This is a genomic window from Streptomyces parvulus, assembly GCF_014648855.1.
GTDB lineage: Bacteria > Actinomycetota > Actinomycetes > Streptomycetales > Streptomycetaceae > Streptomyces > Streptomyces parvulus.
This window is the reverse complement of the sequence record NZ_BMRX01000011.1, coordinates 280,484-295,309: the sequence shown is the minus strand read 5'-3', so window position 1 is coordinate 295,309 and position 14,826 is coordinate 280,484. Positions and strand designations below refer to the sequence as shown.

The 14,826-nt window shown below is 73.8% G+C and carries 9 protein-coding genes; 7 read left to right on the top strand and 2 right to left on the bottom strand.

The genetic code is table 11. The features are described from left to right. The first annotated feature begins 172 nt into the window (after positions 1 to 172). The 3 genes from IE108_RS23500 to hflX all read left to right on the top strand — a co-directional run bounded on the left by IE108_RS23500 (position 173) and on the right by hflX (position 5,592). Positions 173 to 2,347 (top strand): RelA/SpoT family protein, encoded by a 2,175-nt coding sequence (locus IE108_RS23500; protein WP_064730177.1) that lies wholly within the window; start codon positions 173 to 175, stop codon positions 2,345 to 2,347. Between the two features lie 75 nt (positions 2,348 to 2,422). Then, positions 2,423 to 3,952, top strand: coding sequence for a M1 family metallopeptidase (locus IE108_RS23495; protein WP_064730178.1), 1,530 nt, complete (start codon positions 2,423 to 2,425; stop codon positions 3,950 to 3,952). A gap of 146 nt (positions 3,953 to 4,098) precedes the next feature. After that, a complete protein-coding gene (hflX, locus tag IE108_RS23490) occupies positions 4,099 to 5,592 on the top strand; it encodes a GTPase HflX (RefSeq protein ID WP_064730179.1) in 1,494 nt (497 codons plus the stop codon). A 67-nt stretch (positions 5,593 to 5,659) separates the two neighbouring features. Here the strand turns inward: hflX and IE108_RS23485 are convergent, their stop codons facing one another. Both IE108_RS23485 and IE108_RS23480 read right to left on the bottom strand, forming a co-directional pair. Then, the gene (locus IE108_RS23485) at positions 5,660 to 6,868 is read right to left on the bottom strand and encodes a trypsin-like serine peptidase (protein WP_064730180.1); all 1,209 of its coding nucleotides are present in this window, start codon (positions 6,866 to 6,868) and stop codon (positions 5,660 to 5,662) included. A 115-nt stretch (positions 6,869 to 6,983) separates the two neighbouring features. Next, on the bottom strand, positions 6,984 to 8,210 hold the full coding sequence (locus IE108_RS23480) for a trypsin-like serine peptidase (protein ID WP_064730181.1): 1,227 nt from the start codon (positions 8,208 to 8,210) through the stop codon (positions 6,984 to 6,986). A 280-nt stretch (positions 8,211 to 8,490) separates the two neighbouring features. On the opposite strand from IE108_RS23480, the gene IE108_RS23475 reads away from it, so the two are divergent. The 4 genes from IE108_RS23475 (at position 8,491) to IE108_RS23460 (ending at position 14,713) form a co-directional block, all read left to right on the top strand. Further along, entirely contained in the window at positions 8,491 to 9,795 is a 1,305-nt protein-coding gene (locus tag IE108_RS23475) for an aminotransferase class III-fold pyridoxal phosphate-dependent enzyme (protein ID WP_107420301.1), read from the top strand. Between the two features lie 38 nt (positions 9,796 to 9,833). Beyond that, positions 9,834 to 11,750 carry an IucA/IucC family protein gene (locus IE108_RS23470; RefSeq protein WP_373297039.1) on the top strand — a complete coding sequence of 639 codons (1,917 nt, stop codon included), beginning with the start codon at positions 9,834 to 9,836 and terminating at the stop codon, positions 11,748 to 11,750. 55 nt (positions 11,751 to 11,805) lie between these two features. Beyond that, entirely contained in the window at positions 11,806 to 12,477 is a 672-nt protein-coding gene (locus tag IE108_RS23465) for a GNAT family N-acetyltransferase (RefSeq protein ID WP_064730182.1), read from the top strand. Positions 12,478 to 12,733: 256 nt separating this feature from the next. Continuing rightward, on the top strand, positions 12,734 to 14,713 hold the full coding sequence (locus tag IE108_RS23460) for an ATP-dependent DNA helicase (RefSeq protein WP_064730183.1): 1,980 nt from the start codon (positions 12,734 to 12,736) through the stop codon (positions 14,711 to 14,713). Positions 14,714 to 14,826 lie beyond the last annotated feature (113 nt).

Sequence of the window (14,826 nt, the reverse complement as noted above, 5' to 3'; positions counted from 1 at the left end):
CGGCTCATCGCTCGAATGGGTGATCCGTTTCACGCTCGGCGAGAGGCGGTCGGCCGCACGTGGTGGGCTCGATAGCATCAAGCACCGGCCCGGACGGGGGACCGACACCATCCCCTGAGCCGTGTCCGCCCTGGGATACCCCGTCCGCCGGTTTACGCAGCCGGAGGTGCCCATGAACGCGGAGGCCGTGAATCCAGCGAGCCCCGGCCCCGTGACGCCCGCGAGCGCGGGCGCGGTCCCGTCCGCGGGGGCCCGCAGGAAGTCCCGCCCCCGGATCGACCTGCGCCGGCTCGGCCGCGCCGCGCTGCTCGGCTCCGCCTCCCGCGGCCGGCTGCCCGACGCCATCGGCCACGTCGTCGAGGCGCACCGCGCCCACCATCCCGACGCCGACCTCGATCCGCTGCGCCGCGCCTACGTCCTGGCCGAGTCCTCGCACCGCGGCCAGATGCGCAAGAGCGGCGAGCCGTACATCACCCATCCCCTCGCCGTCACCCTGATCCTCGCCGAACTCGGCGCGGAGACGACCACTTTGACCGCCTCGCTCCTGCACGACACCGTCGAGGACACCGACGTGACGCTCGATCAGGTGGGCGAGCAGTTCGGCGCCGAGGTCCGCTACCTCGTCGACGGCGTCACCAAGCTGGAGAAGGTCGACTACGGCGCCGCCGCCGAGCCCGAGACCTTCCGCAAGATGCTCCTCGCCACCGGCAACGACGTCCGCGTCATGTCGATCAAACTCGCCGACCGGCTGCACAACATGCGCACCCTCGGCGTGATGCGCCGCGAGAAACAGGAGCGCATCGCCAAGGTGACGCGCGACGTGCTCATCCCGCTCGCCGAACGGCTCGGCGTCCAGGCGCTCAAGTCCGAGCTGGAGGACCTCGTCTTCGCGGTCATGCACCCCGAGGAGTACGAGCACACCCGGGAGCTGATCGACCAGAACGCCGCCCGCGCCGACGATCCGCTGGCCGAGGTCGCCGAGGACGTGCGCAAGGTGCTGCGCGAGGCCGACATCAACGCCGAAGTCCTCATCCGGCCCCGCCACTTCGTGTCCCTGCACCGCGTCTCCCGCAAACGCGACCCGCTCCGCGGCGCCGACTTCGGCCGCCTGCTGGTCCTCGTGCAGGAGGACGCCGACTGCTACGCCGTCCTCGGCGAACTGCACACCTGCATGACGCCCGTCGTCTCGGAGTTCAAGGACTTCATCGCCGTCCCCAAGTTCAACCTGTACCAGTCGCTGCACACGGCCGTGGCCCGCCCGTCGGACGGCCAGGTCGTCGAAGTCCTCATCCGCACCCACCAGATGCACAAGGTCGCCGAGGCGGGCGTCGTCGCGCTCGGCAACCCCTACGCCGCGCCCGCCGAGGAGCAGACCGCGGGCGACGGCGAACGCGTCGACCCGACCCGGCCCGGCTGGCTCTCCCGGCTGCTCGACTGGCAGCGCGGCGCGCCCGACCCCGACACCTTCTGGTCCACCCTGCGCGAGGACCTCGCCCAGGACCGCGAGATCACCGTCTTCCGCCCCGACGGCGGCACCCTCGGCCTCCCCGAGGGCGCCACCTGCGTCGACGCCGCCTACGCCCAGTACGGCGAGGACGCGCACGCCTGCATGGGCGCCCGGGTCAACGGCCGCCTGGCCACCATGAGCACGGTGCTGCGCGACGGCGACGGCGTACAGCTCCTGATGGGCCAGGACCCCGCCTCCGAGCCGTCCAGCGACTGGCTGGAGCACGCCCACACGCCCGCCGCGCGCATCGCCATCCAGCGCAGGCTCGCCGCGCGCCCGGCGCCCGCCGACACCGAGGCCCCGGCGGCGGACACCGGGGACCGGACCCACCCCGGCGGCCCCGCCGACGAGGCTCCCGCCCACGCCCCGCGCCCCGCCGCCCGCGAGTCCGCCGACGTGCTGGTCGACCCGCCGGGCGCCACCGTCCGCCTGGCGGGCTGCTGCACCCCCGTGCCGCCGGACCCGATCACCGGCTTCGCCGTGCGCGGGGGAGTGGTGACCGTGCACCGCGCGGAGTGCGGCGCGGTGGACCGCATGAAGGGCGCCGGCCGGCCCGAGGTCGGGGTGCGCTGGGGCGACGGCACCGAATGCCGGGTCACCCTGCTCGCCGAATCGTTCGGCCGCCCGCACCTCCTGGCCGACCTCACCGAGGCCATGGCCCTCGAAGGCGCCGAGATCGTCTCCGCGACCGTCGAACCCCCGGACCGCCAGCGGGTCCGCCACACCTACACCGTGCTGCTCCCGGACGCGGCCCGGCTGCCCGCCCTGATGCGCGCGATGCGCGACGTGGCCGGCGTGTACGACGTGAGCCGGTCCCAGCCGCAGCCCACCGGGGCCTGAGCCGGACGTACCCGTTCGAGTGCCCCGGGCGCGCGCCGTCGCCGCGGGGCACGCGCGCGCTGATAGCCGTGAGGGATGCCGCACACCCCTCACACCCCGCCCTCCCGTGACGCGGGGCCCCGCGCACGCTCCCGCCGCCGGCTCAGGGCGGTGGCCCTGCTCGCCTCGGCCGTCTCCGTCTGCCTGGTCGCCGCGAGCGCCCCGCCCGCCCCGCTCGGCGTCGGCGACCGGCTCTACCCGCACCTGGGCAACCCCGGCTACGACGTGGCTGCGTACGACCTCTCCTTCACCTACTCGGGCAGCAACAGCAAGCCGCTGAAGGCCGTCACCACGATCGACGCCCGGACGACGGCCGACCTGGACCGGGTCAACCTCGACTTCGCCCACGGCAAGGTCGACTCCGTCGAGGTCGACGGCGAGCCCGCCGCCTTCGCCACGGCCGGCGAGGACCTGGTCGTCACCCCGGACGACGCCCTGGACGAGGGCGAGTGGACGCGGATCACCGTGCGGCACAGCAGCGACCCCGTGTATCCGGAGGACCGCCAGGGCGGCTGGGTGCGCACCGCCGACGGCCTCGCCATGGCCAACCAGGCCGACGTCGCCCACCTGGTCTTCCCCTGCAACGACCACCCCTCCGACAAGGCGCGCTTCACCTTCCGCGTCACCGCGCCCGACGGGCTCACGGCCGTCGCCAACGGACTGCCGGCCGACGTCGACCGCACCGGCGGGTCGACCACCTGGACCTACCGGACCCGGCACCCCATGGCGACGGAACTCGCCCAGGTCTCCATCGGCCGCTCCACGGTGCTGCACCGCACCGGCCCGCACGGACTGCCCGTCCGGGACGTCGTCCCGACCGCCCACCGCGCGGCGCTCGAACCGTGGCTGCGCAAGACGCCGGACCAGATCGCCTGGATGGAGAAGAAGGTCGGGCGCTACCCCTTCGAGACGTACGGCCTGCTCATGGCCGACGCCACCACCGGCTTCGAGCTCGAGACCCAGACGCTCTCCCTCTTCGAGCGCGAACTGTTCACCGAGCCCGGCTACCCCGAGTGGTACGTCGACTCGATCATGGTGCACGAGCTGGCCCACCAGTGGTTCGGCAACAGCGTCAGCCCCGGCACCTGGTCCGACCTGTGGCTCAACGAGGGGCACGCCACCTGGTACGAGGCCCTGTACGCGGAGGAGACCGCCGGCAAGACCGTGGCGGCGCGGATGAAGGCCGCCTACGGCGCCTCCGACGGCTGGCGGGCCAAGGGAGGGCCCCCGGCCGCCCCCAAGCCGCCCACGTCCGGCAGCAAGACCGGGATCTTCCGCGCCAACGTCTACGACGGGGCCGCGCTGGTGCTCTACGCCCTGCGCCAGGAGATCGGCCGGGAGGCCTTCGAGCGCCTGGAGGCCGGCTGGGTCGACCGCCACCGGGACGCCAACGCCACCACCGCCGACTTCGTCCGGCTCGCCTCCGAGATCGCGGGACGCGACCTGGGCGGCTTCCTCCAGGGCTGGCTGTACGGGCAGAAGACCCCGCCGATGCCCGGCCACCCGGACTGGAAGCCCACGGCCGCCGCCAAGGCGCCCGCGCCCTCCGGGGCGCACGGGCGATAAGCCGGTGACGAGACGGCTCGTGCCGTGCGACCATCTTCGGGACGGCGCGGTACGGGCCGCGGGAATCTACCCGGCCGCTCACGCGTTGTGCACAGTGTCGCGGCCGAAGTGCGGCCCGACGCGTCTCCCACCTACGTAAGGATCCAATGACCTCCTCTTCTTCCCACTCCCAGGACACCAAGCGTCTCGCGCAGACCTATCCCGAGGGCCTTCGGGCCGATGCCCTGATGGAAGAGGACGTCGCCCGGAGCCACGAGATCGACTCGACGTGGGACGGTGAGCAGTTCGACCGCTCCGACCGCGCGGCCCTGCGCCGTGTGGCGGGCCTCTCCACCGAGCTCGAGGACGTCACCGAGGTCGAGTACCGCCAGCTCCGCCTGGAGCGGGTCGTCCTCGTCGGCGTGTGGACCTCGGGCACCGTGCAGGACGCGGAGAACTCGCTGGCCGAGCTGGCCGCCCTCGCCGAGACGGCCGGCGCCCTCGTCCTCGACGGCGTCATCCAGCGCCGCGACAAGCCGGACGCCGCGACCTACATCGGCTCCGGCAAGGCCGAGGAGCTGCGCGACGTCGTCCTCCACACGGGCGCCGACACCGTCATCTGCGACGGTGAGCTGAGCCCCGGACAGCTGATCCACCTCGAGGACGTCGTCAAGGTCAAGGTCATCGACCGCACCGCCCTGATCCTGGACATCTTCGCCCAGCACGCCAAGTCCCGTGAGGGCAAGGCGCAGGTCGCGCTCGCGCAGATGCAGTACATGCTGCCCAGGCTGCGCGGCTGGGGCCAGTCGCTGTCCCGTCAGATGGGCGGCGGCAAGGGCGGCGGTCTCGCCACCCGCGGTCCCGGTGAGACCAAGATCGAGACGGACCGGCGCCGGATCCGCGAGAAGATGGCGAAGATGCGCCGGGAGATCGCGGAGATGAAGACCGGCCGCGAGATCAAGCGCCAGGAGCGCAAGCGCCACAAGGTGCCCTCCGTCGCCATCGCGGGGTACACCAACGCCGGCAAGTCCTCGCTGCTCAACCGCCTGACGGGCGCGGGCGTCCTGGTGGAGAACGCGCTGTTCGCCACCCTGGACCCGACCGTCCGCCGCGCGGAGACGCCGAGCGGCCGCCTGTACACGCTGGCCGACACCGTCGGCTTCGTCCGGCACCTGCCGCACCACCTGGTCGAGGCGTTCCGCTCCACGATGGAGGAGGTCGGCGAATCCGACCTGATCCTGCACGTGGTCGACGGTTCGCACCCGGTCCCGGAGGAGCAGCTGGCCGCAGTGCGCGAGGTGATCAGGGACGTCGGCGCCACCGACGTACCCGAGATCGTCGTCGTCAACAAGGCGGACATGGCCGACCCGCTGGTCCTGCAGCGGCTGCTGCGGGTCGAGAAGCGCGCCATCGCCGTCTCGGCACGCACCGGTCGCAACATCGACCAGCTGCTCGCCCTGATCGACAACGAGCTGCCGCGTCCCTCGGTGGAGATCGAGGCGCTCGTGCCGTACACCCACGGCAAGCTGGTCGCGCGCGCCCACGACGAGGGCGAGGTGATCTCCGAGGAGCACACCGCGGAGGGCACCCTGCTCAAGGTGCGGGTGCACGAGGAGCTGGCGGCGGAGCTGACGCCGTACGCCCCGACGCCCGCGCTCTGACCCGGGCATCGCGAACGCCGGAAGGCCCGCCCCCGCACGCAGCGGGGGCGGGCCTTCCGGCGTCCGGTCACTGACCGCCGTACGTCCTGCTCATGTTCTGGTACATCTCCTGCGCCTCCGGGCCGAGGCGCGGACCCGCCAGCCAGGTGTTCTCCAGCGGGCCGATCGAGGTGTTCGAGACCAGCCTGGTCTCACCGTCCACCACCCGGAACCAGCCGCCGCCGGACGAACCTCCGGTCATGGTGCAGCCGATGCGGTACATCGTGGGCAGCGACGGGCTCAGCGACAGCCGGCCGGGCCGGTCGACGCACTTGAACATCTGCAGCCCGTTGTACGGCGCCGCGGCCGGGTAGCCCCACGCGCCCATGCTGGGCACCTCGGTCGCGGACGGCGCGGAGAAGTCCACCTCCAGGGCGGCACCGACGGTCTCCTCCAGGGACTTGCTGCCCTGTTCGGGCTTCACGTGCAGCACCGAGTAGTCGTAGGCGGCGCCGTCGCCGCCCTCCTCCGAACCGCCCTGGATCCACTGGTTGGACGTCGACGCCCAGTCGGCCCACCAGGTGCCGTACGGCGCCATCTCGGCGGTCGTCGCGTCGGCCAGCTGCGCCTCCGACTTGGCGAGGTCGTTGTACGACGGCACGAAGGCGATGTTGCGGTACCAGCCGCCGCTGCCGCCGGCGTGCACGCAGTGCCCGGCCGTCCACACCAGGTTGGACTTGCCCGGGTGGTTCACGTCCTTGATGACGGTGCCCGAGCAGACCATCGATCCCTCGGGCGAGTCGAAGAAGACCTTGCCCACCGGGGCGGCGTTGTCGTGGTAGGGCGTCTTCTCGGCGACGGCCTCCACCGGGGCGGGCTCCGGGTCGGTGGCACCCTGGTCGGCGGAGGCGTCCTGGGTGGTGACGGTCTTGTCGGCCTCCTGGGCGGACTTCATCCGGTCGGGCTTCCACAGGCCCTCGATCATCGGGTTGACGAAGTCCTTGGCCTCGGTGAGCCACTTGTCCCGGTCCCAGTTCTTCCAGCCGCCTTCCTTCCACTGGTCGACGTCGATGCCCTGCTCCTTGAGCCGGTCGGCGATCCCGGCGGGCAGACCGCCCTCGCCGTCACCGGAGGCACCGGCGTCGGCGGCCTGCGAGGCGCCGTCGGCCGGCTTGGCGTCGGCCTCCTCCTGGTCCGATCCGCAAGCGGTCAGCGTCAGGGCGGTGACGAGACCGGCCGCGACGAAAGCGGTGCGCCGGACGCGCCGTGGCGCGGCGGACATGGGTGTGGAACGCATCCTGGTACGACCCCCGTTGGAACGTGTGTGAGTGAAGGAACGCCCGGTGGGGCGCCGGACCGCGGCCCGACCCGCCCCACCGTCCTGCTGGTTCAGCGCGGCCTGCGGGCCGCGCTCACTGACCGGCGAACTTGCCGCTGACCGCGTCGAGCACGCCCTTGGCGCGCTTGTCCAGCCGCGGACCGGCCAGCCAGCCCGCCGTCACCGGGCCGATCGAGGTGTTGGACACCAGCGCCGGCTTGCCGTCGGAGCCGGTCGCGACCCAGCCGCCGCCGGACGAACCGCCGGTCATGGTGCAGCCGATGCGGTACATCGTCGGGTCGGCGGCCTCGATGGACAGCCGTCCGGGCTTGTCCTGGCACTGGTACAGCTTCTGGCCGTCGTACGGCGGCGCCGCCGGGTAGCCGGTCGCCTCGATGCTCTCGACCTCGGGCACCGCGGGCGCCCCGAAGTCCACCGGCAGCGCGGCGCCGACGGTCTCCTCCAGCGACTTGCCGCCGCCGCCCTTCTCCGGCGTCACGTGGATCACGGCGTAGTCGTACGGAGCGCCGTCACCGCCCGTCGCACCGCCCTGCTCGATCCACTGGTCGGAGGTCTGCGCCCAGTCGCCCCACCAGACGCCGTAGGGAGCGAGCTCCTCCTTGGTGGCGTCCTGGAGCTCCGCGGCCGACTTGCCGGCGTCGTTGTACGAGGGAACGAAGGCGATGTTGCGGTACCAGCCGCCCTTCTTGCCGGCGTGCACGCAGTGGCCGGCCGTCCACACCAGGTTGGACTTGCCGGGGTTGGCCGGGTCCTCGACCACGGTCGCCGAGCAGACCATCGAGCCCTCGGGCGAGTCGAAGAGCACCTTGCCCGCCGTGGCGGCGCTGTCGTGGTACTTGGGAGCGACGGGCCGGGCCTCGACGGGTGCCGGCTCCGGGTCGGTGACGCCCTGGTCGCCCGAGAGGTCGCTGTCGTCGACCTCCTTGCCCGGCTCCTCGGCGTCCCGCATCCGGTCCGGGTCCCACAGGCCGGCGATGATCGGGTTGACGAAGTCCTGCGCCTCGCGCAGCCAGTCGTCCTTGCTCCAGTCCCGCCAGGCGCCGTTCTTCCAGTCGTCGACGTCGATCCCGCGTTCCTTGAGCTTGTCCTTGATGTGCTCCGGGATGCGGATGCCGCCGTTGCCGTCGTCCGCGGCGGTCGCGGAGGCCGACGCCTCGCCGCCCGCCTCGGGGTCGCCGGACTCGCACGCGGTGGCGGTGAGCGCGAGCGCCGAGACGAGCGCCACCGCGGCCGCGGACGAGCCCCCGCGCCGTCCGCGCCCCTTTCCGCGCATGCTGAACGACGGACGTATGGATCGCATGGTGTCGACTCCCCCTGCTGTGAACGAACGTGGTGCGGCGCCGGCCGCTCCGCCTCCCCGGTCCGGCCTGCCGGCCGTCCCGGACTTCGCGGGGCGGCGGCGACCTGGAACGGGACCACACACTATGCGCCGCCTGTGGGGGAGTTCCGACGGAACGGCAACGGTTCGGACACAGCCGCCCCGACGGCAATGATCTTCGGGCAACCCGTAACCCCTGGCACGCGCACCGGTTGCTAGCGGTGGGGGTCGCTGCCGGGTGACCAGGGGAGGTGGGGGAGCCGTGGTGGAGTCCGCGTACGAGGTGATCACGGCCGCGGCCGGGAGCGCCGGGCCCGGAGGTGCCGGCACGGAGGGTGAGCGGGCGGAGTTCGGGGACTCCGCCGCTGCCGGGCCGGGGGGCGCGGTGAGGCGCCGGCAGGCGCGCGAGAGCGCGGCGCGTACCTACGCGCGCGCCCTGCCGGTCGTGCCGGTGCGGGCCCGCGGGCTCACCATCGAGGACGCCGACGGCCGCCGCTACCTCGACTGCTCGTCGGGAGCGGGGTCCCTGGCGCTCGGACACAACCACCCGGTGGTGCTGGAGGCGATCCGCAGGGTGCTCGACTCCGGCGCGCCCTTGCAGGTCACCGGCCTCACCACGCCGGTCGAGGACGCCTTCGTCGCCGAGCTGCTGCGCACCCTGCCGCCGGGTCTCGCCGGCCACGCGCGCGTGCGGTTCTGCGGACCGGGCGGCACCGAGCCGGTGGCCACCGCCGTCGCCCTGGTCCGCGCCGCGACCGGCCGGGCCCGGGTCGTCACCCCCACCGACGCCCAGTACGCGGCGGACCCGGCGACGTGCTGGCCGGAGGCCGGTGAGGCGCCCGCCGGGGTGCTGGTCGAAGCGGTGCGCGGCGAGTGCGGCCCGCGGCCCGTTCCCGGCACCTGGCTGCGCGGCCTGCGCCGGATCACGGAGCGGCGGTCCGTGCCCCTCGTCGCGGACGAGACCGAGACGGGCGTGGGGCGGACCGGGGCCTTCTGGGCGGTCGAGCACAGCGGCGTCACCCCCGACGTGCTGGTCCTCTCCAAGGCGATCGGCGGCAGCCTCCCCCTGGCCGCGGTGGTCCACCGCACCGATCTGGACGACGGACGGGCCTCGGGCGCCGCCGCCTTCCGCGGCAACCAACTCGCCCTGGCCGCCGGCACGGCCACCCTGGCCTACGTCCGCGCCCACCGCCTCGCCGAGCACGCCGCCCGCGTGGGGGCCCGGATACTGGCCCGACTGCGCGACCTGTCGGGGGAGTTCGCCTGCGTCGGGGCGGTGCGCGGGTGCGGCCTGGCGATCGCCATGGAGCTGACGACTCCGGACGGCGGGCCGGGCGGGGGCACCGCGGGGGAACTCGCCGCCGCCGTCCAACGGGAGTGCCTGCGGCGCGGGTTGATCGTGGACCTGACCGGCCCCGCCGGGAACGTGCTGCGACTGCTGCCGCCCCTCATCGTCACCGAGGAGCAGACGTCGGCGGTCCTGGACCGCCTCGCCGACGCCGTGCAGGCGGCGGAGCGAAGCCGCGCCGACCACGGCCCACCCCCGGGGGCGCGCACCGCGCGTTGAGCCCCGCCGCCCCGCTCCAGCACGTCACGAGGACCCCGTTGCACAGCAGCCCCACGCCCGAGCCGGGCACCGCCGAGCAGACCTTCACCGAACCGGCCGGACCCCGGCCGTCCGCCACTCCGCCGACCGCACCCGCCCTGATGTCCGTCCCGTCCCCCAGACCGTCGCCGCCCGCCGCCCCGGTGTCCGGCCACCACGCCGCGGCACAGGCGGCCACCGTCGGGAACCTGCTCCGCTGCTGGGTCCGCGAGAGAGGCGTCGACGTTCCGCACAGCGGCGTCCTGCACATCCCGCTCCCGGCCTCCGGTACGGCCCTGGCGGTGCCCGTCCGCTACCGGTCCGCGACGGGCCGGCACCGCTTCGGCCTCCCGCGCCTCTCCGGCACCCCGTCCTCGGCGCCTCCCGTGGACGCGGTCGCGCTCGCCGCCCTGCTCGCGCGTGAGTCGCCCGGCGATCCCGGCCCCGACGGAACCGACCTCCTCGCGCGCGTGGCCGATTCGGTCCGCCGCACCGCCGTGTTCCTCCGCGACCGCGCGGAGCGCCCCGACGGTCCTCCCGCCACCGAAGCCGGCACCGACCTGTTCCTCACCGCCGAACAGGCGCTCCTCCTCGGACATCCGCTGCATCCCACCCCCAAGAGCCGGGAAGGCCTCACGGAGGCGGAGGGGCGCCGGTACTCACCCGAACTGCGCGGGTCCTTCGCCCTGCACTGGGTGGCCGTCGCCCCGTCCGTCCTCGCCGCCGACTCGGCCTGGACCGAGCGCGGCCGCCGGGTGGCCGCCCCCGACCTCGTCGCGCGCCTGGCCGCGGACGGGCCCGCGCCGCCCGACGGGTACGCGCTCCTGCCGCTCCACCCCTGGCAGTTCCGCGCCGTCCAGCAGCGGCCCGGGACCGCCGCGCTGCTGGACGCCGGGCTGCTCAGGGACCTCGGCGCCGGGGGCGCCCCGTGGCACCCCACCTCCTCGCTGCGGACCGTGTACCGCACCGGCGCCCCGGCCATGCTGAAGCTCTCGCTCGCCCTGTCCATCACCAACTCCCGGCGCGAGAACCTCCGCAAGGAACTCCACCGCGGTGTCGAGGTCCACCGCCTGCTGCGCGCCGGGCTGTCCCGCGAGTGGCAGGCGGCCCACCCGGACTTCGACGTCGTCCGCGATCCCGCCTGGCTGGCCGTCGACGGCCCGGACGGCGACCCGGTGCCGGGGCTCGACGTGGTCCTCCGGCACAACCCCTTCCGCCCCTCGGACGACGTCTCCTGCGTGGCCGGCCTCGTCGCGCCGCCGCCCCACGCGCGGGAGGACGCTTCCGAGGGGCCGGAGGCCGACCGGGCGGACCTTCCCTCCTCCCGGCTGGCCGCGGTCGTCACCCGGCTCGCCCGGCGGACCGGCCGCCCGCGCGGGGCCGTCGCCGCCGAGTGGTTCCTGCGCTACCTCCACCACGTCGTACGGCCCGTCCTGTGGCTGGACGCCCACGCGGGGATCGCCCTGGAGGCGCATCAGCAGAACACGCTGCTGATGCTGGACACCGACGGCTGGCCCGCGGGCGGCCGCTACCGCGACAACCAGGGCTACTACTTCCGCGAGTCCCACCGCGCGGCACTCGACGCCCGGCTGCCCGGCATCGGTGAGCGCAGCGACACCTTCGTCGCCGACGACGTCACCGACGAGCGCTTCGCGTACTACCTCGGCGTCAACAACGTGTTCGGGCTCATCGGAGCCTTCGGTTCCCAGGGCCTCGCCGACGAAGGGCTGCTGCTCTCCGCGTTCCGCCGCTTCCTGGCCGCGCGGGCGAGGGGCTCCGGCGAGCCGTGCGGATCACTCCCGGCACACTTCCTCGAATCGCCCGTCCTGCGCTGCAAGGCGAACCTGCTGACCCGGCTCCGCGGCCTCGACGAACTCGTCGGCCCGGTGGACACCCAGTCCGTCTACGTCACCGTCGCCAACCCCCTGCGTGCCTGACCGGCCCGCTCCCGACCCCGGCCCGCCCACCCCTCCGTCCCGAAAGAGCGAACCCTTGGCTTCCACCGACGCGAGTGCCGACGACACCCTCGACCTGCACCTGCCCGCGGAGTTCATCGCCCTCTACGGCAGCGCGGGGAACGACCCCGGCACCGGCGGGGACGGCCTGCTCGGCCGGGTCGCCGACTGGGGCCCGGCCGACACCCCCGTGGGCGTGTTCCACCTGGCGCCCGTGGACCTCGACCGGGACCTTCCACTCATCGCCCGCTGGATGAACGACCCCGCCGTCGCCGCCTACTGGGAGCTGACCGGACCGCCGAGCGTGACGGAGGACCACGTCAAGGCCCAGCTCACCGGAGACGGCCGCAGCGTCCCCTGCCTCGGACTGCTCGACGGGGCCCCGATGAGCTACTGGGAGATCTACCGGGCCGACCTCGACCCCTTGGCCCGGTACTGTCCCGTCCGGCCGCAGGACACCGGCCTCCACCTCCTGATCGGCGAGGACGCCGACCGCGGGCAGGGCCTCGGGACCGTGCTGATCCGCGCCGTCACCGACCTGGTCCTCTCCTCCCGGCCCGCCTGCACCCGGCTTCTCGCCGAACCCGACGTACGCAACGCCCCCTCCGTCGCGGCGTTCCGCGCCGCCGGGTACCGGTACGCCGCGGAGGTCGACCTGCCCAGCAAGCGGGCCGCCCTCATGGTCCGCGAGCGGGCGCCGCGTACGTGACCGCGGAGTGCGGCGGGCCGCTGCCCGCGCGGGCGGCCGTCTTGCCCGCACACCGCACCCCGAGGGCCGCGCACTCCACGCCGTTCACCGACCCGTTCACCGACCGGATCCGCGTCGCGGGTCGCCGTTCCGCCCCGGAGACTCCCTTGCCCCACCCGGCCCGCCGGCCCCTCGCCTCGCCCCTCCCGCCCCAGCGGTCCCTCGAACCCGCCTTGCCCGCCCGATTGTCAGTGCCGGGTCGTAGGGTGGTCGCGCTATGACGAAGCCCTCACTCCCCGAACTCCTGCACGCCGCCGTCACCGCCGTCGGCGGCACGGAGCGTCCCGGCCAGGTGGCCATGGCCGAAGCCGTCGAGGAAGCCATCGACGGCGGCTCCCATCTGCTGGTCCAGGCCGGCACCGGCACCGGAAAGTCGCTCGGCTACCTGGTGCCCGCGCTGGCGCACGGGGAGAGGGTCGTCGTCGCCACCGCGACGCTGGCCCTCCAGCGCCAGCTGGTCGAGCGGGACCTGCCCCGCACGGTCGACGCGCTCCACCCCCAGCTGCGCCGGCGCCCGGAGTTCGCGATGCTCAAGGGCCGGTCGAACTACCTGTGCCTGCACCGGCTGCACGAGGGCGTCCCGCAGGACGAGGAGGAAGGCCTGTTCGACCAGTTCGAGGCGGCGGCCCCCACCAGCAAGCTTGGCCAGGACCTGCTCCGGATGCGCGACTGGGCGGACGAGACCGAGACCGGCGACCGCGACAACCTCACGCCGGGCGTCTCCGACCGGGCGTGGGCGCAGGTCTCCGTGTCCTCGCGGGAGTGTCTGGGGGCCACGAAGTGCGCCTACGGCGCCGAGTGCTTCGCCGAGATGGCCCGCGAGCGCGCCAAGCTCTCCGACGTCGTCGTCACCAATCACGCCCTGCTCGCCATCGACGCCATCGAGGGCGCCCCCGTCCTGCCGCAGCACGAGGTGCTGATCGTCGACGAGGCGCACGAGCTGGTCTCCCGCGTCACCGGCGTGGCCACCGGCGAGCTGACCCCCGGCCAGGTCAACCGGGCGGTGCGCCGTGCCGCGAAGCTGGCCAACGAGAAGGCCGCCGACCAGCTCCAGACGGCCGCCGAGGGCTTCGAGCGCCTGATGGAGCTGGCGCTGCCGGGCCGCCTGGAGGAGATCCCGGAGGACCTCGGCTACGCGCTGATGGCACTGCGGGACGCCTGCCGCACGGTCATCTCCGCCATCGGCGCCACCCGCGACAAGTCCGTCCAGGACGAGGACGCGGTCCGCAAGCAGGCCCTGGCCTCCGTCGAGTCGGTGCACGACGTGGCGGAGCGCATCACGAACGGCTCCGAGTGGGACGTCGTCTGGTACGAGCGGCACGATCGCTTCGGCGCCTCGCTGCGGGTCGCCCCGATGTCCGTCGCGGGCCTGCTGCGCGAGAAGCTCTTCACCGACCGCTCGGTCGTCCTGACCTCGGCGACCCTGAAGCTGGGCGGCGACTTCAACGGCGTCGGGGCCTCGCTCGGCCTCGCCCCCGAGGGCACCGAGGGCGACGAAGTGCCCCAGTGGAAGGGCGTCGACGTAGGCTCGCCCTTCGACTACCGCAAGCAGGGCATCCTCTACGTCGCCAAGCACCTGGCCCGCCCCGCCCGCGACGGCGACCGCGGTGACATGCTCGACGAGCTGACAGAGCTGATCCAGGCCGCGGGCGGCCGCACCCTGGGGCTCTTCTCCTCGATGCGCGCGGCCCAGCTGGCCGCCGAGGAGCTGCGCTCGCGCATCCCGGAGTACCCGATCCTCCTCCAGGGCGAGGAGACCCTGGGCGAGCTGATCAAGAACTTCGCGGCCGACCCCGCGACCTGCCTCTTCGGCACGCTGTCGCTGTGGCAGGGCGTCGACGTTCCCGGGCCGAGCTGCCAGCTGGTCGTGATGGACAAGATCCCCTTCCCGCGTCCGGACGACCCGCTGATGAGCGCGCGCCAGAAGGCGGTGGAGGAGGCCGGGGGGAACGGCTTCATGGCCGTCGCGGCCACGCACGCCGCCCTGCTGATGGCGCAGGGCGCGGGCCGGCTCGTGCGGGCCTCGGGCGACCGCGGGGTGGTCGCCGTACTGGATCAGCGGCTGGCGACGGCCCGCTACGGCAGCTATCTGAAGGCGTCCCTGCCCGACTTCTGGTTCACCACCGACCGCAATCAGGTCCGCCGCTCCCTGGCCGCCATCGACGCGAAGGCACGGGAGACGGAAGACGCCTCCTGAGGTCTCCGGGGCGATGGCTCCCTCGGCCTGGGCCTCCGAGGAGCGGCCGCGCCGGGCGGGGCTCCGCACAGCGCAGGGCCCCGGAACCGGCGCAGAGGTTCCGGGGCCCGGTC